Here is a 22239-nt window from a genome sequence, read left to right on the forward strand (position 1 = left end):
GGTTCGGTCAGAGGAACAACGTCTGGCGGGCGTCGTCCGCGGGAGCCTTGGGCTTCGGTTTGGGCGGGGTCGTAGCCCGCTTCTCCGCGTCCGGCTTCGACACCGCCGGGCGGCGGGGCGGCGGGGGGCCGGCCGGGGCGGCTGCTGGCGGTTCGAGTCGCGGTGTCGGCGGCTCCGCACGCTCGCCCGGCAGGTGATCGGTCGGCAGGCGGTGCACCGTCGCCCGGGCGTTCGTCAGGCCGGCGGCCAACTCCGCGACGCGGGCGTGGTGGGTGAACAGGATGACCTGCACGGTGCCGCCGAACGTCCCGTTGCCGCTCGCCGCGCTCGCGGGGTCGGCCAGTTCGGCGAGCGTGGCGAGGGCGGCGGCGGTGCGGGCGTCGTCGAAGCGTTCCAGGGCGTCGTCCACGATCAGCGGGGGGACCGGCCGTCCGGAGGCCGTTTCCGCCAGGCCGGCCAGCCGCAGGGCGAGGTACAGGGCGTCCCGGGTGCCGTCGCTCATCGCGGGGGGCAGCAGCGTTTCGCCCGGGATCGTCACGGCGCCCTCCTCCCCCGACTCGGCGACGGTCGCCGGCCGCACGCCGACCAGCGTGGGCTCGTCGCCGTGCTCCAACGTCACGTCCAAGCCGGCGAAGGAGCCGCCCGTCAGTCGGGCGAACAGCCGCCCGGCCCGGGCCAGCACCGGGCCCTGATGGCGGGCGCGGTGCCGCTCCGCGGCGGCGGCCAGCAGGGCGTCGGCGAGGGCGAAGCGGGCGTAGCGGTCGGCGTCGTCGTCCAGCTTGGCCAGCAGGCCCTGGGCCTTCTGCTCCGCCTCGGCGGCGGCCCCGCGGGTGTCGAGAGCGTCCAGAGCCGCCTCGGCGTCCCGCACGGCGGTGATGGCCTGATCGCGGCGTTCGTCGAGGTCCTGCGCCTCCGCCTCCAGCGATTCGGCCCGGGCGTCCAGCTCGTCCGGGTCGCCGGCCCGGGCGGCGGCGAGGAAGGCGTCGGCCTCCTCCCCGGCCCGCTGCACGTCCAGGTCGCGTTGCAGCGTCCGAATCTCCGCCGGCAGGTCTCGCAGTTCCCGGGCCCGCTCTGTCGCCGCGGCCAGCCGCTCCGAGAGCAGGGCGATCTGCTCCGCCGGGTCCGCGTCCGGCGGGAGGTCCGGGGCGAGCGACCCGGCGAGGGCGGCGGCGTCCGCGGCGAAGCGGGTTTGGGCGGCGTCGATCTCCGCGAGCCGGCCGCGGGCCTCGGCGGCGTCCTTGCGGTGCCCCTGCACCGTGCCCCAGCCGTTCAGGAAGGCCCGCACCGCGGCCGGGTTGGGGCCGCTCGGTTCGCCGCGTTCGTCGTGGGTTCGCTCCCCGCCGATCGACAGGCCGAGCGGGGCGGTGGCGGTCGCCCAGTCGGCGGCCCAGGCGGCGAGGCCGGCTTTGGCGTCGGCCTCCGCGGCGGCGGCCTCGCTGCGGGCGGCCTCCATCCGCTGCAGATTCTCCTCCATCACGCCCTGCTGACCGACGCGCACGTCCAGCCGCTTGCGGGCGCGGGCCGCCCGATCCTGAAGCTCCTCCCACGACAACGCGACGAGCGTCTCCCGCAGCGCCTCGACGTCGGCCTCCCCACGGTCCAGGCCCGCCTCCACCTCGGCGAGCCGGGCGGCCAACTCGGCGGCGGCGGCGGTCGCCTCGGCGACGTCGTCGGCCCGGCGGTCGCGGAGTTCGACCAGCGTGCTGTAATCCTCCTCCACCGCCGCCGCGGTCGCCCGCCAGGAGCGCATCTCCGCCGGCGGGTGCGGGGCGACGGAGAGAGCCGGCCACTGGGCCGCCCAGTCGGCGTCCAGCCGCTCCACCGCCGACTCGGCGGCGGCCCGCCGGTCGCGGGCGGTCGCGGCGCGGGCTTCGTGCCGGGCGATCTCCGCCTTCAGGGCGGCGACCCGTTCCACCTGTTTGGCCTCGGCCCGCAGGGCGTCGGCCGCCTCGTCGGCGTCCGCCGTGGCCTGTTCCTGCCGATGGATCAGCCCGTCCGGCGAGCTGTCCGTCTGTCCCGCGGCGGTCAGACGGGACCGCACCGCGGCCCAGACTTCCTCCCGGGCCTGCCGGGCGGCGGCGAGGTCCGCCTCGGACGGCACCGGGCCGGCGGCGGAGAGGGCGGCGAGGTTGGCCCGGGCGTCGTCGGCGTCCGCTTCGCACCGCTCCAGCAGGCCGCGGGCCTCGGCGAGGCGGGCGACGGCGGTTTGCCGGTCGGCGGCGAAGCGGTCCAGCGTGGCCTCCGCGGGGATCGAGAACGCCGACAGGTCGGCCGCGGTCCCGTCGAACCCGCGCAGCCGGGCGAGGCCGGCGGCGATCTTCTTCGTCAGGGCCTCGATCTGCCGGTCGAGCTTCACGGCGGCGGCCGGGCCGGGCAGCGCCGCGGCCCGGCGGAGGGCGGCGGCGAGGGCGTCCGCGGCGGTCTCGGAGATCGCCGCCCGGTCGGCCAGCGTCGCGGTCAGTTCCTCCACCCGCTCCGCGGCGGCCCGCCGCTTGGAGGCGGCGTCCGACAGGTCCCGGGCCAGTTCGGAATGGGCGTCCGCGGCGGCGGCGAGGTGCGCCCGTTGCGGGTCCGACAGGTCCGGCGGGCTCCAGTCGGCGGCGGCGCCGGCGGGGGCCAAGTCCCGCAGCGCCCGCTCGGCGGAGGCGGTCGCCGCGGCGGCCCGGCGGTCCAGGCCCTCCCGATCCTCCGCGGCGGCGGCCGCGGCGGCGGCCCGCCTGCGAAGGTGTTCCAGCCGGTCGGCGGCGGCCCGCAGGGGGGCGTCGGCGGAGACCTGTTCCTCCAACTCCGCCTGTCGGGCGAGGGCGTCGGTCAGCCGGTCCGCCGTGCCCCGGGCGGCCCGCAGCCGGCGGGCGCGGGCGGCCTCGGCCCGCTTCGTCTCCGCCTCTTTCTTCAACTCGTCCCGGGTCCGGCGGAGGTCTTCGATCGCCGCCGTGCGGTTCGCCCAATCCGTCGGGGAGAGGCCCTCGTTGTGGGTTTGCTGGCGGAGTTCTTTGAGGGTCCGCAGGTCGGCGTTGATGGTGGGATTGCGGCCGCGGGCGAGGAACAGCTCGTCCATCTCCTTCCGCAGGCCCTCCCGCACGTGCCGCAGGCCGGAGAGCCCGCCGGAGGAGGCGAACAGCAACTGACCGACCTCCCCGCCGCCGGCGAGCAGTTCCTCGCTGCCCTCGGACAACTCCTTCAGGCGCAGGCCGTGGAGCTTATTGAAGGCCTCCTCGGTCGTGCCGTTCAGGAAGGGGGCGAGGCGGTCGTCCGGCAGGGCCGTTTCGGCGTCGCCGTCGCCCAGCAGCGTGTTTTTGTTGCCCTTGCGGCGCCGGAAGCTCAGGCGGCCGTCGCTCACGTCTCCCGCCGCGGCCCCGCCGGGGGCGAGGGTCATGCCGATCCGCAGGGCGCGGTAGTCGTGGCGGTGGTTGTCCGGCGACTGCCCGGGGATGCCGAACAGGGCGTCGCGGACGGCCCGCAGGGCGGTGCTCTTGCCGGCCTCGTTCGGCCCGTACACGACGTGCAGACCGGGGGCGCTGAAATCCAGCGACAGCCCCGCGAACGGGCCGAAAGCGATCAGGTCGAGCCGTTCGATCCGCACGGGAAACCGGGGAGGGGGGAGGAGGAACGAGGGAGGGGCGAGACCGGAGCGGCGCCCCCGGTTCGCCGTCGCCGCGAGGCGGCGCGCGTCCGGGGCAGTGCCCGAAGGACGATCAGCCGGCAGTCAGGCGGTCGCGGGCCAGCTTGCCGGCGTCGGCGAGCAGACTTTTCAGGCGTTCCGGGTCCGACAGGTCCGGCCCCTCCCGGCCGGAGAGGTTCGACCGCAGCGAACCGCGGAGGTCCCGCAGGGCGACCTCCGCCAGCGCCGCGAGGGCCTCGGGGTCGCGGCGGGCTTCGGCGAGCACCTCGGCCAGCACGCCCAGCGGGCCGTCGTCGCCGGCGGCGCCGTCGGCCTCCGGGGCCCGGGTGGAGATCTTTACCTTCTCCACCCAGACGCCCCCGAAGCGGTTGGCGACGTTCTTGACGTCGTATTCGAGCCCGTGCGGATCGGCCCGCAGCGTGGCGTCCGCCGGGGTGGTGCCCACGAACTCCACCCGCACGGCGAGCAACCGGTCGCGGTCCTCCCGGGCGTTGGCGACGGCGGCCTCCAGCCCTTCGGCGGCGGCCCGGAGGAAGTCGTCGGGGGAGTCCTCCCCGCCGGCGACCAGTTCGGCGACGTTCACCTCGACCTTGTCCCACCGCACCACGTCCAGCGGGCGGAACTCGCTTTCCACCCGGCCGTCGTCGTGCACCGTGACCAACCGGCAGCCCCGCGGCCCCAGTTCCCGGGCGTGACGGCCCTGCGTGTTGCCGGGGAAGACGATCGGGGCGGCGTGCGGGTCGGCCGCGTCGTGCAGGTCCCAGGGCGTATGAATGTGGCCGAGCGCCCAGTAATCGTAGCCCTTGGCGGCCAGTTCGGTCGGCTTGCAGGGGGCGTAGGGCTCGTGCTGCTCGCTGCCGGTCGCGCTGGTGTGCAGCAGGCCGACGTTGAACCGCCCGGCGTCCGGCGCCGGGTAGTGCGACGACAGATCCGTCTTCACCGCCCGCGTGGCGAAGCCCTGGCCGTGGACGGTCACGCCGTGGTCGGCGAGGTCGATCCGGTGGCTCTGGGGGGACTCCGTGGAGAGGGTGACGGCGTTGTCCGGCAGGGCGAGTTGCCGGGTGATGACGCTGTCAGCGTCGTGGTTGCCGGCCAGCAGGACGACGGGGATGTCCGCCTCCCGCAACCGGTTCAGCTTGTCCGCGAAGAACAGCCCGGTGCTGAAGTCCCGCCAGGCGCCGTCGTAGACGTCCCCGGCGATCAGCACGAAGTCGACCGGCTGCCGCTGCTCGGAGCAGCCCGGGGTGCGGTCCTCGCCGAGGGCCAGCGCCACCAGGTTCTCCACGGCCCGGCGGGTGGCGGTGCGGATCTGCCCGACCGGCGCCCCCTCGTACGCCGCCAGCCCGCCCAGCGGGCTGTCGATGTGCAGATCGGCGGCGTGCAGAAAGCGAAACATGCGGCGGGCGAGCGAGGGGGCGTCCGCCCCCCGTGCGTGGCGAGGGGAACGGACGAACGAACGCGGGACGCCCGTTCAGCAGGGCGGTCGGCCGAGTGTAGCCCGGATCGCCCGGGGCGAAAGACGGCTTCGGCTCAAACGGCCCCGCCCCGGGCGCCGGCGTTCGGGTCGGGCACGCTGTTGCGCTCGCCATGGCGCGCCCCGGCCCTACACTCCCCGTTCAGTCCCCCGCCCGTCGTTCGCCCCGCCTTCTGCCCCCCTCGGTCCTGATGATTCTGGCGTGGTTCGGTGTCGCGGCGGGCGTGGCGATGCTGTATTTCGGGGCGGAATGGCTGGTGCGGGGCGGCGCCGGGCTGGCCCGGCGGGCGGGCCTGAGCCCGCTGGCGGTGGGGCTGACGGTCGTCTCGCTGGCGACGAGCGCCCCGGAGCTGGGCGTGAGTTTGCAGGCGGCGCTGGACGACAAAGACGCCGTGGCGGTCGGCAACGTGCTGGGCTCCAACGTGGCGAACATCGGCCTGATCCTGGGCCTGGCGGCGCTGATGAAGCCGATTGCCGTGGCGACCCGGGTGGTGAAGATCGACCTGCCGCTGCTCGTGCTGGTCTCCGGCTGGCTGACCTGGGTGCTGTGGAACGGGGTCGTGACCCGCCTGGAGGGGGCGCTGCTGGTCGCCGGGCTGGTGGCCTACGTGACGACGACGATCGTGCTGGCCCGGCGGGAGAGCGCGAAGGCGAACGCGGAGGCCGACGCCGAACTCCCCCCGCCGGCCGGCAGCGCCTGGATCGAGGCCGGGTTGATGGTCGCCGGCCTGGCCCTGCTGGCGGTCGGCTCCTGGGCGCTGGTGGAGGGGGCGGTGATCATCGCCCGGGCCGCGGGGCTGTCCGACGCGGTGATCGGGCTGACGGTGGTCGCCTTCGGCACGAGCCTGCCGGAACTGGCCGCCACCGCCGTCGCCGCCGCCCACGGCGAGGGGGACATGGCGGTGGGGAACGTGGTCGGCTCCAACATGTTCAACGCCCTGGGCATCATCGGGACGACGGCCTGCGTCGCCCCGCTGAGCGTCCCGGGCGACGGGCCGGAGGGCGAGGGCCTGCACGCCGACCTGCTGGTGATGCTCGCTGCCGCGATCGTGCTCCTGCCGCTGCTCCGCACCGGCTACCGCGTGAATCGCTGGGAGGGTCTGCTCCTGATCGCCGCCTACGGCGGCTACGTCTCCTGGCTGTTCGTGCGGTGAGGCGCCGTGCGGCCGTCGCTCCCGACGGCCTCCGCCCCGACAGCCCCCGTCCCCTGCCGGGGCCGAGCGGGACGACCGCCGCTCACCGCCGGCCGACCATCGTTTGCGTGCGGGCCTCCGGCGGCTTGGGGCCGCGGCCGTCCGGCAGTTCGGGCATCGTGAGTTCGGAGGGGTGCAGACCGAACAGGGCGGCGGTCTGGGCGGTTTCCTGCGTACTCAGCCGCACGCCGCGGAGGCGGTTGCCGCCGTCGCTCATCTGGACGTAGCCGTTGTCCAGCCAGAGCGTGGAGTGCGGGCGGCCGTCGGCCATCAGCCGGATCTGGAACCGCACGCTGCGGGGATCGCCCTTGGCCGGTTGCCAGCGCTCCTCCATCTGCTGGAGCCAACCCTCGATCCGCAGCAGCGTGTCCGGATCCTGGGAGTAGACCGGCCGCCGGGCCTGATTGGCCCGGCGGCGGTCGTAGGCGAAGGCGTCCGTGATCTCGACGGCGTCCACCTTGGCGAGGCTCATGGCCGCTTCGCTGTTCCGCGGCCCCCCGCCGCAACCGCTCAGCAGGCCGCAGGAGAGGGCGGAACCGAGCAGCAGCGCCGCGGCGAACGTCAGACGGGGCGACGGCGACATGGCACGGTCTTTCTCACAGGGCGCAGCAAACCGCCCGGGTTCTGGCAGAACCCGGGCGGCAGGGCGAGAGCGGTTCGGCGGCGTCTCTGCTCCCCTCGCCCCCTTTTGGGGGAGAGGGGCCGGGGGTGAGGGGGCAGCGACGCCCGAAGGCCGTTCACCGTCCGATGCGCTCCCCCCCCCGGCGGCTTTGTCACCGCGGGGAGCGGGGGCGTGCGAACCGTTCGCTCACCCTCACCCCCGGCCCCTCTCCCTCAAGGGAGAGGGGGGAAACGGCGCCCCCGTTACTTCACCAACTGCGGGACCTTGTTCTGCACGTCGCGGATGTCCGGGTTCACGCTGACGACGCGGCCCTGCTGGTCGGCGAGGATCATCGTGGGCAGGTTGACCACCCCGAAGTCGGTCGCCGCGGGGCCGTTGAAGCCGCCCGGCTCGAAGGCGATCGGGAACTTCACGCCGTTGTCCTCGACGTACTGGGCGATGCCGTTGGGGCCCTCGTCCACGTTCACGGCGATGATCTCCAGCTTGTCGCCGTGCTTCTGGTACAGGTCTTTCAGGACCGGCAGGTTCTGCTGGCAGGGCTTGCACTCCACGTTCCAGAAGGTCAGCAGCGTGACCTTGCCGCGGGTGTCGGCGGAGGTGATCTGCCCCCCGCTGCGGAGCGGCAGGCGGAACTCCAGCGGCTTGCCTTCCAGGTTCAGCCGCCGCAGGGCGCCGGCCGCCTTCTTGCCGAGCTGCGAACTCGGGAACTTCTGGGCGAGCTGCCGGTAGTAATCGGAGGCCTGGGCCAGTTCGCCCTGCTGCTCCGACTCCATCGCCAGTTCGATCAGGAACGTGGCGGCCTCGTTGGATTCCGGATACTTCGTGACGAAGCCCTCGCGGGCGGTCCGCCACCAGGTTTCGAACTCCTCCAGTTCGGCCTGGGCCGGGTCGGCGCCCAGCGGGCGGCGCTTCTCGCCCCAGGCGACGAACAGCGACCGCTGATCGACCACCGGCAGGGCGCCGGGCGCCTCGGCGGCGGCGAGCTTGCGGATCTTCGCCATTTCGGCTTGGGCGAACTCCGCCTCGATGTCTTCGTTCAGGAATAGGCCGTGGAAGGTGTCGGCCTGGGTGGTCAGCCAGAACGGGCGGTCGTTGCCCTGGTCGACCTTGAACAGTTCCCGGTGCAGTTTGAGTTGCTTGGCGGCGAAGTCGAGCCGCTGGGCCTTCGTGGACTTCTCGTCGGGGCGATCCTCGTTCAGCTTGGCCAGTTCGCCGAGCAGCTTGGCGACCTCCGGGGCCAGCCCGTCGCCGTCGTCGCCGAGGGCCATGCCGGGGGGCGGCTGGATCAGCGGACCGCCGAGCACGATCTGCCCGTTCCCCTCGACCGGCCGGGGCAGGGCGGTCAGCTTCCAGACGACGCTGTCCAACCGGCTGCCGACCCGGACCATCTCGGAGAGCGAGACGATGCCCATATTCCCGTCGGGAACGTTCAGCAGGGCGTTGGAGTTCTCGACGACTTCCAGCTCGCCGCGGGCGCTCTCGCCGGGCAGGATCAGGCCGGGCTGGCCGGTGTTGACGCTCTGGAAGGTGGGCTTGGACCGGAGCAGTTCGGAGTCCTTCCGGATCGCCGCCAACTGCTTCGCGGGGTCGGCGAGTTCTTCCACGATCCGGGCGGCCAGCGCGTCGTCGACGCCCAGCGACTTCAGTTCTTCCGCGGTGACCAACACGGTGGCCAGCTTGGCGGCGTCGCCGTCGACGACGGCCTCGGCGGCGACGGCGGCGGCCTCGGCGGGGCTGATCCGCTTCCAGGCGTCGATCCGGCGGTCGCCGTTCGTGTCCACGCCCCACTTCGTCCCGCCGAAGTTCACCCAGCGGAAGTTATTGCTGCTGACGACCGCCTCGCCCTTGTCGTTCTTCTGGGCCCCGTCGGCGTCCCACTCCCGGAACACTTCCATGCCCTGGTTGTAGTAGATGAACAGCTCGATCGTGCCGTCGCCGTCGGCGTCCACGATCCGCCGCAGGGTCTGATCCTGCGGGCCGACGACGAGGTAGCCGCTGTCGTTCGTGTTGCGGAGCGGTTCGACCTTGCACTGGTCCCACTGGTCCTCCGGCGGGGTCTCGATCTCCACGCCCGGCCCGCCGACGACCTTGGGCTGATAGGTGGAGAGAATGACCGACGCCGGCGGCGCCGCCTGGGCGACGCCCATCAGCGGGCCGGCGACGGCGAGAACCGCGGCGGTCGCCCAGGCGCGGGCGGTACGACGCGTCAGCGGACGGGCGGGGGCGGCGGGGCGGGGCATGATGACGGTGCGGGGGGAAAAGAGACCGACGGCGATCGACCGGCGCCGGTCGGCATTCGACGAGCGACCATTGGCGATCTTAGGACGGCGCCGGCGCACGAGTCACCGCCGGTTCCGCCGTCCCTCATTCTTCGACCCGCCGGCGCCCCGGGCGTCGGTCTCTCAGCGATACGGCGGCCGTCCGGCGGACAACGCTTCCGCCGCCGCCTTCAGATCGGACCAATCCCCCGGGTTCGACAGGGAATACACCAGACTCGGCAGCCCCTCCGGCCCCGCCGCCACCGTCCAACTTCCCGCGACCCGCCGCACCGGCACGGCCGCCCGCCGCCCCGCCTTCACCACACCCGGCGGAAAATCGCGGATCGTCACCTCCGCGTCCGGCGTCAGCTCCGTCGGGACCGGTCCCCGGCCGCCGGCGATCGCTTCGATGACCGTCGCCCGCACCCCGCGTCCGCCCGCCCCGTCGGCGGATTCGAGCAGGACGACGTGCAGGATCGCGTCCGCCCGCTGGAACTGCACCCGGTTGAGCGTCGGTTCGTCGGCCTTCGTCCAGGCCAACGCCCCCAACGCGACCGCCCACACGACGGCGAGCAACAACACGGTCGGCCAGACCCACCGCCGGGCCGACAGGCCCAGCCCGGGGGCCGCGTGAACCGGAGCCGCCTGTTCTGCGGCCGAGGGCGAGGGGGCCGAGGCCGAGGATGCCGGGGCGGGGCTCACCGGGCCGCGGCGAGGGTCACGGCGTTCAGATCTGCGTCGAAGGCGGTGGCGAAGGCGGTGTCGAAGTCGAACAGCCCGGCGAAGTCCTCCGGCCGGTCGCCGTCGCACTTGCACAGTTCGCCGCGCTCGACCAGTTCGAACACGATCCGGCCGACGTCCTCCGTATTCCGCACGCCCCACTGCCGCAGCACGGTGCGGGCCATCCCGCCGAACTGGGCGGCGGCGAGTTCCCGAAAGCCCACGCACAGCTCCGCGGCGGTGATGTGCCGGCCGGGGAGGGCGTCGCTGCGGGTCGTCAGACGCTCCGGCGCGGCGACGAGGTCGTCCTGCACCTTCTGCAGGGCCTCGAACACGAACAGGTACGCCTCCCGGGCGAACGGCCGGCGGGCCGGCTCGGGACCGTTCTCTTCGGGACGGGGGTCGGACCGTTCGGCGGGGCGGTTCACTTCGAGACGGCAGTCGTGGGAGAAGAGGCCGTAGCGATGGTAGCGGAGTCTCGCCGCGGGGCGACAGGTCGGGTCCGCACGGATTCTTTTCCCCGGCCTTTTCCGTCCCCGCCCCGTCCCCCGTCACCCCCGGTTCAGGTCGCAGACGAGGGCCTCGATCACGGGCGGCACGGAGGTGTTGCGGGCGATCTGGGCCTCCGCCTCGCTGAGCCGGTCCAGGGCCGCGGCGGCGTGCTCCAGCCGGTCCGAGATTCCCGGCACATCGGACGAAAAATCTTCCGAGAGCCCGGCGAGGCGGTCGCGGTACAGGTCGGCGCAGAAGGCGAACACCCACGCGGCGGCGGCCCGCTGGGAGGGGGCGTCGGAGCCGGCGGCCTCGACGGCGCCGACGACCGCCTTCGCCGCCGCCACCGGCCCGCCGCGGCCGACGTGCTTCCGCACCACCTCCCGCAACCCCCGCACCTCCGGGTCCGCCAGCCGGGCCGCGGCGTCCAGGCTGCCCCGCGACAGCCGGGCGACCTGATCGGCTTCGGCGGGGCTCTCCGCGAGGCCCTGATCCAGCAGCAACGCCGCCACGTCCGCCTCCGGCAGCGGGCCGAACCGCACCGTCTGACACCGCGAACGGATCGTCGGCAGCAGCGATTCCGGCCGGTCCGACAGCAGCATCAACACCGCCCCGGCCGGCGGTTCCTCCAAGGTTTTGAGGAAGGCGTTCGCCGCCTGCGGGTTCACCAGATCGGCGTCCTCCACGATCGCCACCCGCCGCTCCGACAGCGCCGGCCGGCGGGAGAGTTCGTAGCAGAGCCCGCTGCTCCCGCGGTCCTCCTTGTCGCCGACGAACGCGGCGAGGGGGATCTCCCGCTTGCCCTCCGGCAGCCGCACGCGGTGCAGGTCTGGGTGGGTGTCCGCGGCGGCGGAAACGCAGGCCTTGCAGGTCCCGCAGGCCTCCAGCAGGTCGTCCGGCGTCCGCAGACAGAGCAGGCATTTGGCGAGGGTGTCGGCGAACAACCGCTTCCCCACCCCCGCCGGCCCGGCCAGCAGCAGCGCCGAACTCAGTCGCCCCCGCCCCACGGCCCGGCGGAAGCCGTCCACGACGGCGTCATGCCCGCGGACGGCGTCCCAGACGGATCGGTCCCCTGCGAAATCAGTCATCGCTGCGCTCCACCCAGCCGAGCGGTTCGTCCTCGGCGACCGCCCGCCCCGCGGCGACGTTCTGCCGAACCAGCACGCCGTCCGCGGGGCTGAGGGCGTCGACCATCAGCCCGGGGATCGTCAGTTCGGCGACGCGCTCCCCGCGGCGGACCCGTTCGCCGGTCTCCACCAGCCACCCGGCCAGCGTCGGCGCCTGCCCGGCCGGCAACCGCCCGAACGCCGGCACGGACACCGGGAGATAGGGGGCTGGCGGGGTCACGCGGAGCGGTTCGCGGTGAGGACGTCCTTCATCTCGCCGGCGTGGTAGCTGCTGCGGACGAAAGGGCCGCTGGCGACCAGGCCGAAGCCCAGGCCCCGCATCAGCTCGCCGACCTCGTCGAACTCTTCCGGCGGGACGTAGCGCTCCACCGGCAGGTGCTGGCCGGTCGGTTGCAGGTACTGGCCGAGGGTGAGCATCTCGCAGCCGACCGCCCGCAGGTCGGCGCAGGTGTCCAGCAGCTCCTCGCGGGTCTCGCCCAGGCCGAGCATCAGCCCGCTTTTGGTGGGCATGTCCGGCGCCCGCCGTTTGACCCGGGCCAGCAGGTCGAGCGTCCGTTGGTAGTCCGCGTTGCGGCGGACCCGGTGGTACAGCCGCGGCACGGTCTCCGTGTTGTGGTTGAAGACGTCCGGGCGGCTGTCGATGACGGCGTCGATGGCCCGCACGTTGCCGCGGAAGTCCGGGGTGAGGACCTCGATCGTGACGCCCTCGTCGCAGGCCTCCCGCACCGCGACCACGCAGGCGGCCCAGTGGGCGGCGCCGCCGTCGGGCAGGTCGTCGCGGGTCACGCTGGTCAGCACGACGTGCTCTAACCCCAGCCGTTTCGCCGCCTCGGCGACGCGGGCCGGCTCGTCCAGCTGCAGGGCCTCGGTTTTGCCCTTGGGAACGGAGCAGAACCCGCAGGGCCGGGTGCAGACGTTCCCGGCGATCATCAGCGTCGCCGTTTTGTGGCTCCAGCACTCGGTGCGGTTCGGACACTTCGCCGACTCGCAGACGGTGACGAGATCCAAATCGCGGATCACCTCGTCCGTAAACGCCATCCCCGCGGCCGGCAGGGGGCGCTTGAGCCACGCCGGCAGCCGGCGCTTTCTCTCAGGTACCCGCGAATCCGCAAGCGAATCACGGGGGCTGTCGAGCACGTTCAGGACGGACAGTCCTGACGCTTGCGGTTTGGCGCCGCAGCCGGAGGCGGGGGCGTCGATGACTTGGAGCAGGGACATGAAGTTCGAGCCGGGTTCAGGCCGGGACGTAGGTGCGGCGCGTGGTCCGGCGAAGCAGCGGATGGCCGGTGAAGGTGTGGACGGTGTCGTAGCCGAGGCCCTCGGAGAGCCGTTGGATCAGGCAGCTGCGGACCGCCGGCATGCTGATCGGATTGTGCCGGGCCGCCGACAGGCTGGAGACGGCTCCCCCGCCGCGGGCCCCGTCCGGGCGGACGGCCATGCGGGGGAACTCCATCGCGGGGGCGACGGACAGGAACAGCCCCCACCGGCTGAATCCCTCCCGCACCCCGGCGCCGACCTCCGCCACCACGCCCGTGCGGGCGGCGACCGCGGCGCCGTCGGGCGTGATCTCATTGGGAACCCGCAGGTCGTCGCAGGTCGCGGCCGCGGCGGAGATCAGCACGTCCCGCAGCAGGGCCGGGGTGAGGGGGTTCTCGTCGTCGTCCCGGGAGGCCACCGGCAGCACCGGGTAGGCGCACAGTTGGCCGGGGGAATGCACGATCACGCCGCCGCCGCGGGCGACCCAGTCCATCTCCATCGAACGGCTGCGGAGGTCGCGTTCGTCGCAGCGGAGGTCCGCCCGGCTGCCCTCCCGCCCCACCGTGACGCCGGGCGGGTGTTCGCAGAGCAGCAGGAAGCCGTGGCGGTCGGTGCGGCCGGACAGGTCGAACGCCAGCCGCTCCTGGAGCGCCTTCGCCGAGGGCCAGTCCACCTGCCCCAGCAGGTGCACGCTCAGCCCGTCGCTGCCGCGGTCCGGCAGGTGCGGGGTGAACGGGTAGGTCACGGGGCGTGTCCGGCGACGGGGGGGAGGGGGAACGCTTCGCGGGGATCCGGTACGGAAACCCGCGACGGCCGTTAGACTGGCTCGTCACGACCGCCGCGTTCAGTTCCATCCTACGTCGACCCCGACCGCCCACAAACGCCGGCGCCCGCCGCCCCCCGGTTCGCCCCCCGCTCCGCTCCGCATGGCCAAGGCCAAGAAGTCCAAACGCAAGAAGTCCGGCGGGGAGGACCCGAACGAGCGGGTCGTCGTGCGCAACCGCAAGGCCCGGCACGAGTACGAACTGATCGAGGAGGTCGAAGCCGGCGTCGTGTTGCACGGCAGCGAGGTGAAGTCCGTCCGCAACGGCGACGTGAACATCGACACCGCCTTCGCCACGGTGAAGAGCGGCGAACTGTGGTTGAAGAACCTGGACATCGGCGATTACGCCGAGGCCGGCCGCTACAACCACGACCGCACCCGCGATCGCAAACTCCTGCTGCGGAAGGCCCAACTGCGGAAGTTCGCCGAGGCGAACGAGGAGAAGGGCCTCACGCTGGTGCCGGTGGACGTGCACATCCACCGCGGCTTCGTGAAGGTGACGCTCGCCGTCGCCCGCGGTCGAAAGACGCACGACAAGCGCCAGAAGCTCAAGGCCAAAGAGGACGACCGCAAGCTCCGCGAAGCCAAGCGGCATTACGTGCAGTGAGCCTTGGCGCTCCCCTCGCCCCCTTTTGGGGGAGAGGGGCCGGGGGTGAGGGGGGAGCGGCGCCCGAACGCCGTTCACGTCCCGCCCACTCGCCGTTCAGTCTGCTTGTCACGGCAGAGAGCGGGGCCGGGTGAACCATGCGTCACCCTCACCCCCGGCCCCTCTCCCTCAAGGGAGAGGGGAGAACGGACGGTTACCGCGACAGCCGCACGATCTGGTGACCCGCGATCCGCGGCCGCCAGAGTTCCTTCCCCGCCTCGTCCTCCAGTCGCACGCGCCAGCCGGCGTCGCTGGCCCGGTGCAGGAACGCCGCGGCGACGCCGCGGCCAGGGTCCGCCAGCAGCGCCTCGCCGTCGGCGGCCAGGGTGGCGGAGAGCGTTTTCAGCAGCGCCGCGTGCAGGTCCGGTTGATAGAGCAGGTCCGCCCCGATCGCCCGGTCGAACCGCTGGTCGGCCGACAGCGCCGGCGGGGCGTGCCAGTCGAGCTTCGCTGCCGTCAGCGGCAGCCCGTTGAGGGCGGCGTTCGCCGCGGCGAGGGCGACGGCCCGCGGGTCGACATCGGTCGCCGTCGCCTCCGCCCCGCCCGCCGCCGCGGCCAGCCCGGCGAGGGCGGACCCGCAACCCAGTTCCAGCACGCGGGTTCCCGCCGGGAAGGGCTCGTCCAGCAATCGGCCGGCGAACGTGACCGCGACGGGCCACAGCGTCGCCCAGTAGGGGTCGCCGCCGGCCTCGGCCCCTTGGTCTGCCACAACCGCGTCCAGCACGGCGTCCGGGTCGGCGGGGGTCAGCAGACGGAAGGTCCGCGTCCCCCGCCGGTGGGCGACGCCGACGACCTGCTCCGCCCACCCGCCGGCGATCGCCGGCAGGCCGTCCGCGTTCGGCGGCAGGCCGTCCGCGTTTCGCGGCGGGGCGTCGTTCAACCCTGTTTGCCCTCGACCGCCACCAGCAGCACGCCGGCGGCCAGCGGGACGAAGGGGTGCAGCGTGTTGCCGCCGTGCACGTCCACCTTCAGCTTGTGCACGAAGGGGTTGAAGTTGGTGGAGTAGTTGGCGATCGCCGCCCCGCCGCCGTCGGGCGAGAGGGTGAACTTCTGCGGGAAAATCCAGCCGTAATCGGTCAGCCGGCGGAGCGTCGCCATCAGCGCGCTGTCTTCCTGGATGTGGCCGACGGCCCGTTCGTTCGCGTCGAGCACTTCCCAGGAGTCGCGGAACATGCTCTTCAGGCCCTTGCGCCGCAGGGTGCCGATCAGTTCGCCGGTGCGGCTGTCGGTCACGTCGTAGGCGGCGGAGAAGTCGATCACGCTGCGGGCGGCGATCTTCAGCCACTCCTCGTCCATCGACTCGTCCCGGTAGATCCGGATGTCCTCCTTGAGCTTGAACGCCTTCTGCTTGCTGTAGCCGACGAGGTTCCCGTCCCGGTCGTAAATATGGAACGCGGCCCCGAACAGTTTGAACACCTTCCGGCGGATGGTGTACTCGACCGCATCGGCGGCGGGGGCGGTTGCGTCGGGCACGGCGGGGAATGGGGGATGGGGGATGTCGGAAGGGGGATTTGAAAGAATGGACGGCCCGGCGGCGGACCGCAATCGGGGCGGGCGTCCGTTCCCTTGAGGGGCGCCAAGCCAAGGATGACCGGCGTCCGACGAACGTCCCGTCACATCCGCCATCCGCCATCCCCCTTCCGACATCCGCCCATGGACCCGACCGCGTTCTACTTCACCCTCGCGGTGCCGATGGTCTTGCTGGCGGCGTTCTGTTGGGCGAGCACGCTGTTCACCCTGCCGGGGAACTGGGCCGTGCTGGCGCTGGCCGCGGCGTGGGCCTACTTCATGCCGAAGGACGAATACGGCTGGGGCTTCGGCTGGGGGACGGTCGCCGTGCTGGCCGGGTTGGCGCTGATCGGCGAGGCGCTGGAGTTCGCCGCCGGGGCCGCGGGGGCGAAGAAGGAGGGCGGCAGCCGCCGGGGCATGGCGCTGTCGATCCTGGGGGCGATGGTCGGCAGCCTCGCCGGCGCCGCGGTCGGCGTGCCGGTGCCGGTCGTCGGGCCGCTGATCGGCGCCGTCGGCGGCGGGGCCGCGGGCGCCTTCGCCGGGGCCTACCTCGGCGAGACCTGGAAGGGCCGCCACAGCCGGGACGCGGTGCAGATCGGCAAGGGCGCCCTGATCGGCCGGCTTGTGGGCACCGGCGGCAAACTCGCCTGCGGCGCCGTGATGGTCGCCGTCCTCGGGGTGATGACCTTCGTCCCCCGCGACGTGGCCACGCCGCTGGACGACGCGGTGGACGACGCGGTCGTCGAGGCGGAGGTCTTCTGAGAGGCCCCTCTCAGAGGCAGTTTGCGAACAGAATACCAGCCCGATGCGCAAGCATCGGCCGTCGGCGCAGCCGGCAGGAACGTCGTCTCTTGGTTCTCCAATGCGAAGGACGCACGGCCGACGCTTGCGCGTCGGGCTGGTTAAAGTGTCCGCTACGCCTTCTCCGCCAGCGTCATGACGCACCGCGAGTGGTACAGCGGGCCGCTCTCGCACAGAAAGCCGGTGTGCCCGCCCGTCGGCGTCCGCTTCTTCACCAGGTGCGGATGGGCCTCCCAGTCGAACTGGTCGTAGGTCTCCAGCGGAACGAACGGGTCGTCGTCCGCCACGAGCAGCAGGGTGGGAACCGCGATCTTGCCGAGCCGGTGGCCGGCGCTGTCCTCGTGGTAATAGGCCTCCACATCGTCGAAGCCCCGCCGGGGGGCGGTGAAGGTCTCGTCGAACGCCCACACCGTCGAGGCGGCCTCCACGGCGGCGAGCTCCTCGTCGTTCACCCCGCCGGGGCTGAGGTGGATCTGGTCCCGCATCCGCTTGAGCAGATAGGCCTCGTACACGCGGTTGCGTCCCCGGCCGAGTCGCCGGGAGCAGGAGGCGAGGTCCAACGGGGCGGAGACGGTCACCGCGGCCCGCACGCCGCGGAGGACGTCCGGGTCGGCCGTGGCGAGGGATTTCAGCAGGATCGACCCGCCCAGGCTGAACCCGCACAGGATCACGCCGGACTCGAACAGGTCCCGCTCCGTGCCCTCTTCCAGATACGTCAGCAGGGCCCGGACGTCGCCGGTGCGGCCGGGGTGCAGGTACTCGCTGCACGTTTCGTGGCTGCGGCCGGCGCCGCGAAAGTTTAGGGCGACGACCCGCAGGCCGGCTCCCAGCAGGTCGGACAGGCAGGCCCGCATGTAGGCACTGTCCGCGTCGCCGCCCAGCCCGTGCAGCAGGACGACCAACGGACGATTCGGCCGCTCGTCCTCCGGCAGGAACAGGTCCGCGGCGAGGCGGTCGCCGGTGCCGTCGGAGGTCGGGATCTCCAGCGCCGCGCTGGGGCCGGCGTCCTCGCTGCGGTCGGCCACCGGACTGAGCAGCGGGACCTCGCCGAACACCTGCGCCGCCGCGGTATGCAGATGCGCCGCCCCCCACGTGCCCGCCCACTTCGCCGGATACGCCGGCAGATCGTCGGCGGTGAAGCGGATCGGCTCAGCGTTCATGGGAGACTGTAGCGCGTCGTCGGCGCCCGGCCGGCTCTCACCCCGCCGCCGCCTCCGCCGACGGGGTGACGGTGAACCGCTTCTCCGCGCTCTCCAGGACCGCGGCGAGCCGGCCGTTCGTGTTCCGGCCCCGGCCGGTCGCCACGGCGGTCTTCAGCTGCTCCGCGGAGAGGTCGCCGGCGAAGCGGTCGATCAGGTCGGCGAGTTGGTCGTCCGTCAGGGCGCCGATCTCGCCGCCGAGGGTGTCGGATTCGCTCTCCATCTCCTTCGCGTATCGTTTCAGGTCCTCCTCGCCGACGCGGGCGCAGAAGTCGCCGAAGGTCTCCCCGCCGGGCTGGCCGACGTTGCGGCCGGCCTGCTTGAAGTAGGCGAGGGCCGGGGAGACGACCGCCGCGATCTGGTCCAGCGGAACCATGTCCTCATAGAGGAACCCCAGCCGGGTGCCGTCCACGCGGCCGCCGAGGTACAGCGTGTACTTGTCCCGCGCCTTGCCGACGAGGCCGATGTCCGGGGTGTAGGGCCGGGCGCAGCCGTTCGGGCAGCCGGTCATATGGATGCTGATCCGCTCGCCGCTCAGGCCGTACTGGGCGACGCGGGTCTCCACGTCGTGGATCACTTGGCCGATGACGCGTTCGCTTTCCGTCACCGCCAGCCCGCAGGTCGGCAGGGCGACGCAGGCCATGCTGTTGCGGCGCATCAGGCTCAGTTCCTCCGCCGGTTGGCACTTGTGCTTGCGGAGGATCGCGGCGACGGCCGGCTTCTCGTCCTCACGGAACCCGCACAGCACGACGCCCACCAGCGGGGTGATCCGCACGTCGCTGCCGTAGGTCGTCAGCAGTTCCCGCAGGCACGACTTCCACTGTCCGCCGCCGTGGGGGTCGTCGGCTTCGAAGTCAGCGATGCGGCCGTCGGGCACCGGCAGGCCGAGGTACCACAGCGTCGAACCGTCCTCGGCGACGCCCTGCTTCCGCCAGCCGAGGTGGTCGTCCACGTCGGTCACGTCGGCGGCGTGGGGCGGCTTCAACTTGCGGCCGAGGTCCTCCTCGACCCGTTCGCGGAACCAGTCCAGGCCGCGGTCGTGCACCAGGTACTTCAGACGGGCCCGTTTGCGGTTCTGCCGCTCGCCGTGGTCCCGCTGTACGCGGACGACCGCCGCCGTGACCGCGAGCAGGGCGTCCGGCTCGACGAACCCCAGCCGGTCGCCCAGGCGGGGGAAGGTGTCCTTCTTCGCCGGCGTCATGCCCATCCCGCCGCCGACCAGCACGTTGTACCCGGCGAGTTTGTCCGGGTCGTTTTCGTCGCGGACGGCGATGAAGCCGAGGTCCTGACTGTAAACGTCGACGCAGTTGTCCTCCGGCAGGGCGAAGCCGACCTTGAACTTCCGCGGCAGATAGACCGTGCCGTACAGCGGTTCGACCGCATCGTTCCCCGGATCCCGGTCGGCGCCGGGGACGTCCGGCAGGTCGTTCATCGGGTGGTGGGCGGTGACGTCGATCTTCTCCGCCTCCGGGTCGTCGGCGTCGCGCAGCCAGACGTTGTAATAGCTGTTCGTGCGCGGCCGGAGCAGCTTGGCGACGCTCTCGGCGTCCCGCTGCATCGCGTGGCGGACCGGGTCGTCGGTCGGCTCCGGGCAGCACATCGTGTTGCGGCCCACGTCGCCGCAGGCGGCGAAGGTGGACAGCTTGATGCGGTTGATCTCCGCGATCGTCGCTTTGATGTTCGACTTGAGCACCCCGTGGACCTGCAGGCCCTGCCGGCTGGTCGCCCGCACGGTGCCGTTGCCGTGCGTTTCGGACAGGTCGATCTCCGCGAGCAACTGCTCCGCGGTCAGCCGGCCGCCGGGCACGCCGGTGCGGACCATCATCATGTACCAGCGGCCGTCCTCGGCGTTGGCGATCGCCTTGTCCTTGCGGACGTCCCGGTCGTCCTGCTGGTAGGACCCGTGGTGCTTGAGCAGTTGGGTCGCGTCGGCGCTGAACTTGGCGCTGTCGTTCGCCAGTTCCTCCGCCAGCGTCCCCGCGAGGTGATCGCTGCCGCGTTTGAGGTGCTCCAGCTCGCTCACCGCCGGACCGGCGTCGGACTGTTCGCCCTGGTGTTGCTGGGGGGTGTCGTCGGCCATGATCGTTCGTCGTAACGCACCGGCCCGGCCGGGCCGGTGCGTTACCAAGTTGGTTGGGGTGAGTTTTCCGGCCGTCATCGTAAGACTCCGGGCGTTCCCCGGACACCCGGACCCACGCTCCCCGCGACAAGGCGCCCCGATGCCCGCCCGCCTGATCGACGGCAAACAGACCGCCGCCGCCTACCGGGAGCGGGTGAAGGCCGACGTCGCCGCGTTCACCCAGAAAACCGGCGTCACGCCGCACCTCGCCGCGGTGGTCGTCGGCGAGAACCCGGCCAGCGCGGTCTACGTCCGCAACAAGCAGCGGGCCTGCGAGCAGGCCGGCATCGGCTCCAGCCTGCACGCCCTGCCGGAGTCCGCCTCGCAGGCCGACCTGCTCGCCCTCGTGCAGGACCTGAACGCCGACCCGGCGGTGCACGGCATCCTCGTCCAACTCCCCCTGCCGGGGCAGATCGACGAGCGGGCCGTACTGGACGCCGTCGCCCCGCTGAAGGACGTGGACTGCTTCCACCCGGAGAACGTGGGCCTGCTGTCGCAGGGCCGCCCGCGGTTCGCCCCCTGCACGCCGGCGGGGGTGATGGAACTGCTGGCCGCCGCCGAGGTCCCCACCGCCAGCGCCCGGGCCGTGGTGCTGGGCCGCAGTGAGATCGTCGGCAAACCGATGGCGATGCTGCTGCTGGCCCGCGGGGCGGACGCCACCGTGACCGTCTGCCACAGCCGCACGGCGGACCTCGCCGCCGTCTGCCGGGAGGCGGACGTCCTCATCGCCGCCATCGGCCGGGCGAAGTTCCTCACCGCCGACATGGTCAAACCCGGCGCCGCGGTGATCGACGTGGGCATCAACCGCCTGCCGGACTCCGAAGGCGGCGGGTTGGCCGGCGACGTGGATTACGACGCGGTGAACGAGGTCGCCGGCGCCCTCACCCCCGTGCCGGGCGGCGTCGGCCCGATGACGGTCGCCGTGCTGCTCCGCAACACGCTGACGGCCGCGGAGCTGCAAACCGCAGGCGAACCGGGGTGACGGACGAGCCCTGCTTCGCGTCGCCCTTTTTCCCCTCGCCCCCTTTTGGGGGAGAGGGGCCGGGGGTGAGGGGGCAGCGGCGCCCGGCCGCCCCTTCACGGTTCGATCGCTCGCCTCCCTGTTCGTCCCGTCTCCGCCGGAGGACGGCCGCGGTTGAACCGTGCGTCACCCTCACCCCCGGCCCCTCTCCCTCGAGGGAGAGGGGAGCGAAATGAGCGACGCGACCCCCGAACTCCGCGCCGCCGTCCGGCTGAACCTCACGCCCGGCGTCGGCCCCCGCACCGCGGAGGTGTTGTGCGGCACGTTCGGCTCCCCCGCCGCCGTCTTCGCCGCCCCCGAGGCCGACCTGCGGCGCATCTCTGGCATCGGGGCGAAGGTAATCGGGGCGCTGCGGCAGACGACCGAGCAAGCGGCCGACGAGGAACTCCGCCGGGCCGCCGACGCCGGGGTGACGGTGCTCCACCTCGGCGACCCCCGCTACCCGCCGCTGCTGGCGGAGATCCCCACCGCCCCCCGGGTGCTGTACGTCCGCGGCACGCTGACGCCGGAGGACGCCGCCGCGATCGCGATGGTCGGCTCCCGCCGGTGTTCCACCTACGGCACCCGCACGGCCGGGTCGCTCGCCCGGTCGCTGGCCCGGGCCGGGCTGACGGTCGTCAGCGGGATGGCCTTGGGCATCGACGGCGCCGCCCACCGCGGCGCCCTGGAGGCCGGCGGCCGGACGTTGGCGGTCACCGCGACCGGCATGAACACGGTTTACCCGCCCCAGCACCGCGGGTTGGCCGAGGACATCGCCGCCAGGGGGGCGATCGTCACGGAGTTCCCCATGGGCCAGGCGCCGACCCGCGGCCTGTTCCCCCAGCGGAACCGCGTCATCGCCGGGCTGTCGCTGGGCGTGATTCTGGTCGAAGCCGGCCGCAAAAGCGGGGCGCTGCACACGATCCGACACGCCGTCGAGCAGAACCGCGAGGTGTTCGTCGTGCCCGGGCGGCTCGACGACGGCTGCGACGGGGGCTTGGACGCCCTCCGCGACGGCGCCACGCTGATCCGCGACGCCGACGACGTGCTCGCCGACCTCGGCGGCGAGTGGAAACGCCCGCAGACGGTGCCGCAACTCCGTTTGACTCTCGATTCGGGAGACAAACGGGAGTCCGGCGGGAGCCCTTCGCCCGCGAAAGAGTCGCCGCGGAGTCTGACGGACGTCGAGGCGGCGGTGTTCGCCGCGGTGCCGGCGGGCGAGACGGTGAGCGTCGACGTGGTGATGGAGTCCGACGCCGCCGAGCGGTTCGGCCCCGGTCGGGCGCTGGCGGCGCTGACCACGCTGGAGATGAAGCGCGTCCTCCGCCGCCTGCCGGGCAACCGCCTGGAGCGGGCCTGACGGCTGCGGGTTTGAAC

General features: G+C 72.8%; 19 protein-coding genes. 5 read left to right on the plus strand and 14 right to left on the minus strand.

The genetic code is table 11. The features are described 5' to 3' along the window. Positions 1 to 7: 7 nt before the first annotated feature. Together CA12_RS08345 and CA12_RS08350 are read right to left on the minus strand one after the other, a co-directional pair. Positions 8 to 3583: an ATP-binding protein gene (locus tag CA12_RS08345; RefSeq protein WP_145358515.1), complete on the minus strand. Its 3576-nt coding sequence runs from the start codon at positions 3581 to 3583 to the stop codon at positions 8 to 10. 112 nt (positions 3584 to 3695) lie between these two features. Further along, positions 3696 to 5018, minus strand: a complete 1323-nt coding sequence (locus tag CA12_RS08350) for a metallophosphoesterase family protein (protein WP_145358516.1) — start codon at positions 5016 to 5018, stop codon at positions 3696 to 3698. A 269-nt stretch (positions 5019 to 5287) separates the two neighbouring features. Here CA12_RS08350 and CA12_RS08355 point away from each other — a divergent pair, with 269 nt between their 5' ends. Next, positions 5288 to 6250, plus strand: coding sequence for a calcium/sodium antiporter (locus CA12_RS08355; RefSeq protein ID WP_145358517.1), 963 nt, complete (start codon positions 5288 to 5290; stop codon positions 6248 to 6250). Between the two features lie 82 nt (positions 6251 to 6332). On the opposite strand, the gene CA12_RS08360 is transcribed toward CA12_RS08355, so the two are convergent. The 8 genes from CA12_RS08360 to CA12_RS08395 form a co-directional block, all read right to left on the minus strand. Next, the gene (locus CA12_RS08360) at positions 6333 to 6872 is read right to left on the minus strand and encodes a hypothetical protein (protein WP_145358518.1); all 540 of its coding nucleotides are present in this window, start codon (positions 6870 to 6872) and stop codon (positions 6333 to 6335) included. A gap of 281 nt (positions 6873 to 7153) precedes the next feature. Beyond that, positions 7154 to 9151 carry a redoxin domain-containing protein gene (locus CA12_RS08365; protein ID WP_145358519.1) on the minus strand — a complete coding sequence of 666 codons (1998 nt, stop codon included), beginning with the start codon at positions 9149 to 9151 and terminating at the stop codon, positions 7154 to 7156. A 162-nt stretch (positions 9152 to 9313) separates the two neighbouring features. Further along, a complete protein-coding gene (locus tag CA12_RS08370) occupies positions 9314 to 9871 on the minus strand; it encodes a hypothetical protein (protein ID WP_145358520.1) in 558 nt (185 codons plus the stop codon). After that, complete coding sequence (locus tag CA12_RS08375; RefSeq protein ID WP_165700633.1) at positions 9868 to 10317, minus strand: Minf_1886 family protein; 450 nt, start codon at positions 10315 to 10317, stop codon at positions 9868 to 9870. The genes CA12_RS08370 and CA12_RS08375 overlap by 4 nt, the downstream gene beginning before the upstream one ends. A 123-nt stretch (positions 10318 to 10440) precedes the next feature. After that, a complete protein-coding gene (locus CA12_RS08380; protein WP_145358522.1) occupies positions 10441 to 11469 on the minus strand; it encodes a DNA polymerase III subunit in 1029 nt (342 codons plus the stop codon). Then, positions 11462 to 11728, minus strand: a complete 267-nt coding sequence (locus tag CA12_RS08385; protein ID WP_145358523.1) for a biotin/lipoyl-containing protein — start codon at positions 11726 to 11728, stop codon at positions 11462 to 11464. Before CA12_RS08385 ends, CA12_RS08380 begins: the two co-directional genes overlap by 8 nt. After that, positions 11725 to 12726: a lipoyl synthase gene (gene lipA / locus CA12_RS08390; protein ID WP_145358524.1), complete on the minus strand. Its 1002-nt coding sequence runs from the start codon at positions 12724 to 12726 to the stop codon at positions 11725 to 11727. The genes CA12_RS08385 and lipA overlap by 4 nt, the downstream gene beginning before the upstream one ends. Positions 12727 to 12742: 16 nt before the next feature. After that, positions 12743 to 13510 (minus strand): lipoyl protein ligase domain-containing protein, encoded by a 768-nt coding sequence (locus tag CA12_RS08395; protein WP_145358525.1) that lies wholly within the window; start codon positions 13508 to 13510, stop codon positions 12743 to 12745. 181 nt (positions 13511 to 13691) lie between these two features. On the opposite strand from CA12_RS08395, the gene smpB reads away from it, so the two are divergent. Beyond that, positions 13692 to 14195 carry an SsrA-binding protein SmpB gene (gene smpB, locus CA12_RS08400; RefSeq protein ID WP_145358526.1) on the plus strand — a complete coding sequence of 168 codons (504 nt, stop codon included), beginning with the start codon at positions 13692 to 13694 and terminating at the stop codon, positions 14193 to 14195. 193 nt (positions 14196 to 14388) lie between these two features. On the opposite strand, the gene CA12_RS08405 is transcribed toward smpB, so the two are convergent. Continuing rightward, the gene (locus CA12_RS08405; protein WP_145358527.1) at positions 14389 to 15114 is read right to left on the minus strand and encodes a class I SAM-dependent methyltransferase; all 726 of its coding nucleotides are present in this window, start codon (positions 15112 to 15114) and stop codon (positions 14389 to 14391) included. Next, positions 15111 to 15707 (minus strand): LURP-one-related/scramblase family protein, encoded by a 597-nt coding sequence (locus CA12_RS08410; RefSeq protein WP_145358528.1) that lies wholly within the window; start codon positions 15705 to 15707, stop codon positions 15111 to 15113. Before CA12_RS08410 ends, CA12_RS08405 begins: the two co-directional genes overlap by 4 nt. Positions 15708 to 15887: 180 nt before the next feature. Here CA12_RS08410 and CA12_RS08415 point away from each other — a divergent pair, with 180 nt between their 5' ends. Beyond that, positions 15888 to 16505: a DUF456 family protein gene (locus CA12_RS08415; RefSeq protein ID WP_165700634.1), complete on the plus strand. Its 618-nt coding sequence runs from the start codon at positions 15888 to 15890 to the stop codon at positions 16503 to 16505. 152 nt (positions 16506 to 16657) lie between these two features. Here CA12_RS08415 and CA12_RS08420 read toward each other — a convergent pair whose 3' ends face one another. Next, positions 16658 to 17704: a YheT family hydrolase gene (locus CA12_RS08420; protein ID WP_145358530.1), complete on the minus strand. Its 1047-nt coding sequence runs from the start codon at positions 17702 to 17704 to the stop codon at positions 16658 to 16660. Between the two features lie 37 nt (positions 17705 to 17741). Beyond that, the gene (locus CA12_RS08425; protein ID WP_145358531.1) at positions 17742 to 19823 is read right to left on the minus strand and encodes an NADPH-dependent assimilatory sulfite reductase hemoprotein subunit; all 2082 of its coding nucleotides are present in this window, start codon (positions 19821 to 19823) and stop codon (positions 17742 to 17744) included. A 139-nt stretch (positions 19824 to 19962) separates the two neighbouring features. On the opposite strand from CA12_RS08425, the gene folD reads away from it, so the two are divergent. Together folD and dprA are read left to right on the plus strand one after the other, a co-directional pair. Further along, positions 19963 to 20844, plus strand: coding sequence for a bifunctional methylenetetrahydrofolate dehydrogenase/methenyltetrahydrofolate cyclohydrolase FolD (gene folD, locus CA12_RS08430; RefSeq protein ID WP_145358532.1), 882 nt, complete (start codon positions 19963 to 19965; stop codon positions 20842 to 20844). A 211-nt stretch (positions 20845 to 21055) separates the two neighbouring features. Then, a complete protein-coding gene (gene dprA, locus CA12_RS08435) occupies positions 21056 to 22222 on the plus strand; it encodes a DNA-processing protein DprA (RefSeq protein ID WP_145358533.1) in 1167 nt (388 codons plus the stop codon). Positions 22223 to 22239: the final 17 nt, after the last annotated feature.

It is taken from the genome of Alienimonas californiensis (genome assembly GCF_007743815.1).
GTDB lineage: Bacteria > Planctomycetota > Planctomycetia > Planctomycetales > Planctomycetaceae > Alienimonas > Alienimonas californiensis.

Bases quoted from the DNA above. Each gene is read 5' to 3' on its own strand.
- CA12_RS08415 (WP_165700634.1), top strand. From the start codon at position 15,888: ATGGACCCGACCGCGTTCTACTTCACCCTCGCGGTGCCGATGGTCTTG.
- CA12_RS08380 (WP_145358522.1), bottom strand. From the start codon at position 11,469: ATGACTGATTTCGCAGGGGACCGATCCGTCTGGGACGCCGTCCGCGGG.
- CA12_RS08425 (WP_145358531.1), bottom strand. From the start codon at position 19,823: ATGGCCGACGACACCCCCCAGCAACACCAGGGCGAACAGTCCGACGCC.
- CA12_RS08420 (WP_145358530.1), bottom strand. From the start codon at position 17,704: ATGAACGCTGAGCCGATCCGCTTCACCGCCGACGATCTGCCGGCGTAT.
- CA12_RS08355 (WP_145358517.1), top strand. From the start codon at position 5,288: ATGATTCTGGCGTGGTTCGGTGTCGCGGCGGGCGTGGCGATGCTGTAT.
- dprA (WP_145358533.1), top strand. From the start codon at position 21,056: ATGAGCGACGCGACCCCCGAACTCCGCGCCGCCGTCCGGCTGAACCTC.
- CA12_RS08360 (WP_145358518.1), bottom strand. From the start codon at position 6,872: ATGTCGCCGTCGCCCCGTCTGACGTTCGCCGCGGCGCTGCTGCTCGGT.
- CA12_RS08350 (WP_145358516.1), bottom strand. From the start codon at position 5,018: ATGTTTCGCTTTCTGCACGCCGCCGATCTGCACATCGACAGCCCGCTG.
- CA12_RS08365 (WP_145358519.1), bottom strand. From the start codon at position 9,151: ATGCCCCGCCCCGCCGCCCCCGCCCGTCCGCTGACGCGTCGTACCGCC.
- lipA (WP_145358524.1), bottom strand. From the start codon at position 12,726: ATGTCCCTGCTCCAAGTCATCGACGCCCCCGCCTCCGGCTGCGGCGCC.
- folD (WP_145358532.1), top strand. From the start codon at position 19,963: ATGCCCGCCCGCCTGATCGACGGCAAACAGACCGCCGCCGCCTACCGG.
- smpB (WP_145358526.1), top strand. From the start codon at position 13,692: ATGGCCAAGGCCAAGAAGTCCAAACGCAAGAAGTCCGGCGGGGAGGAC.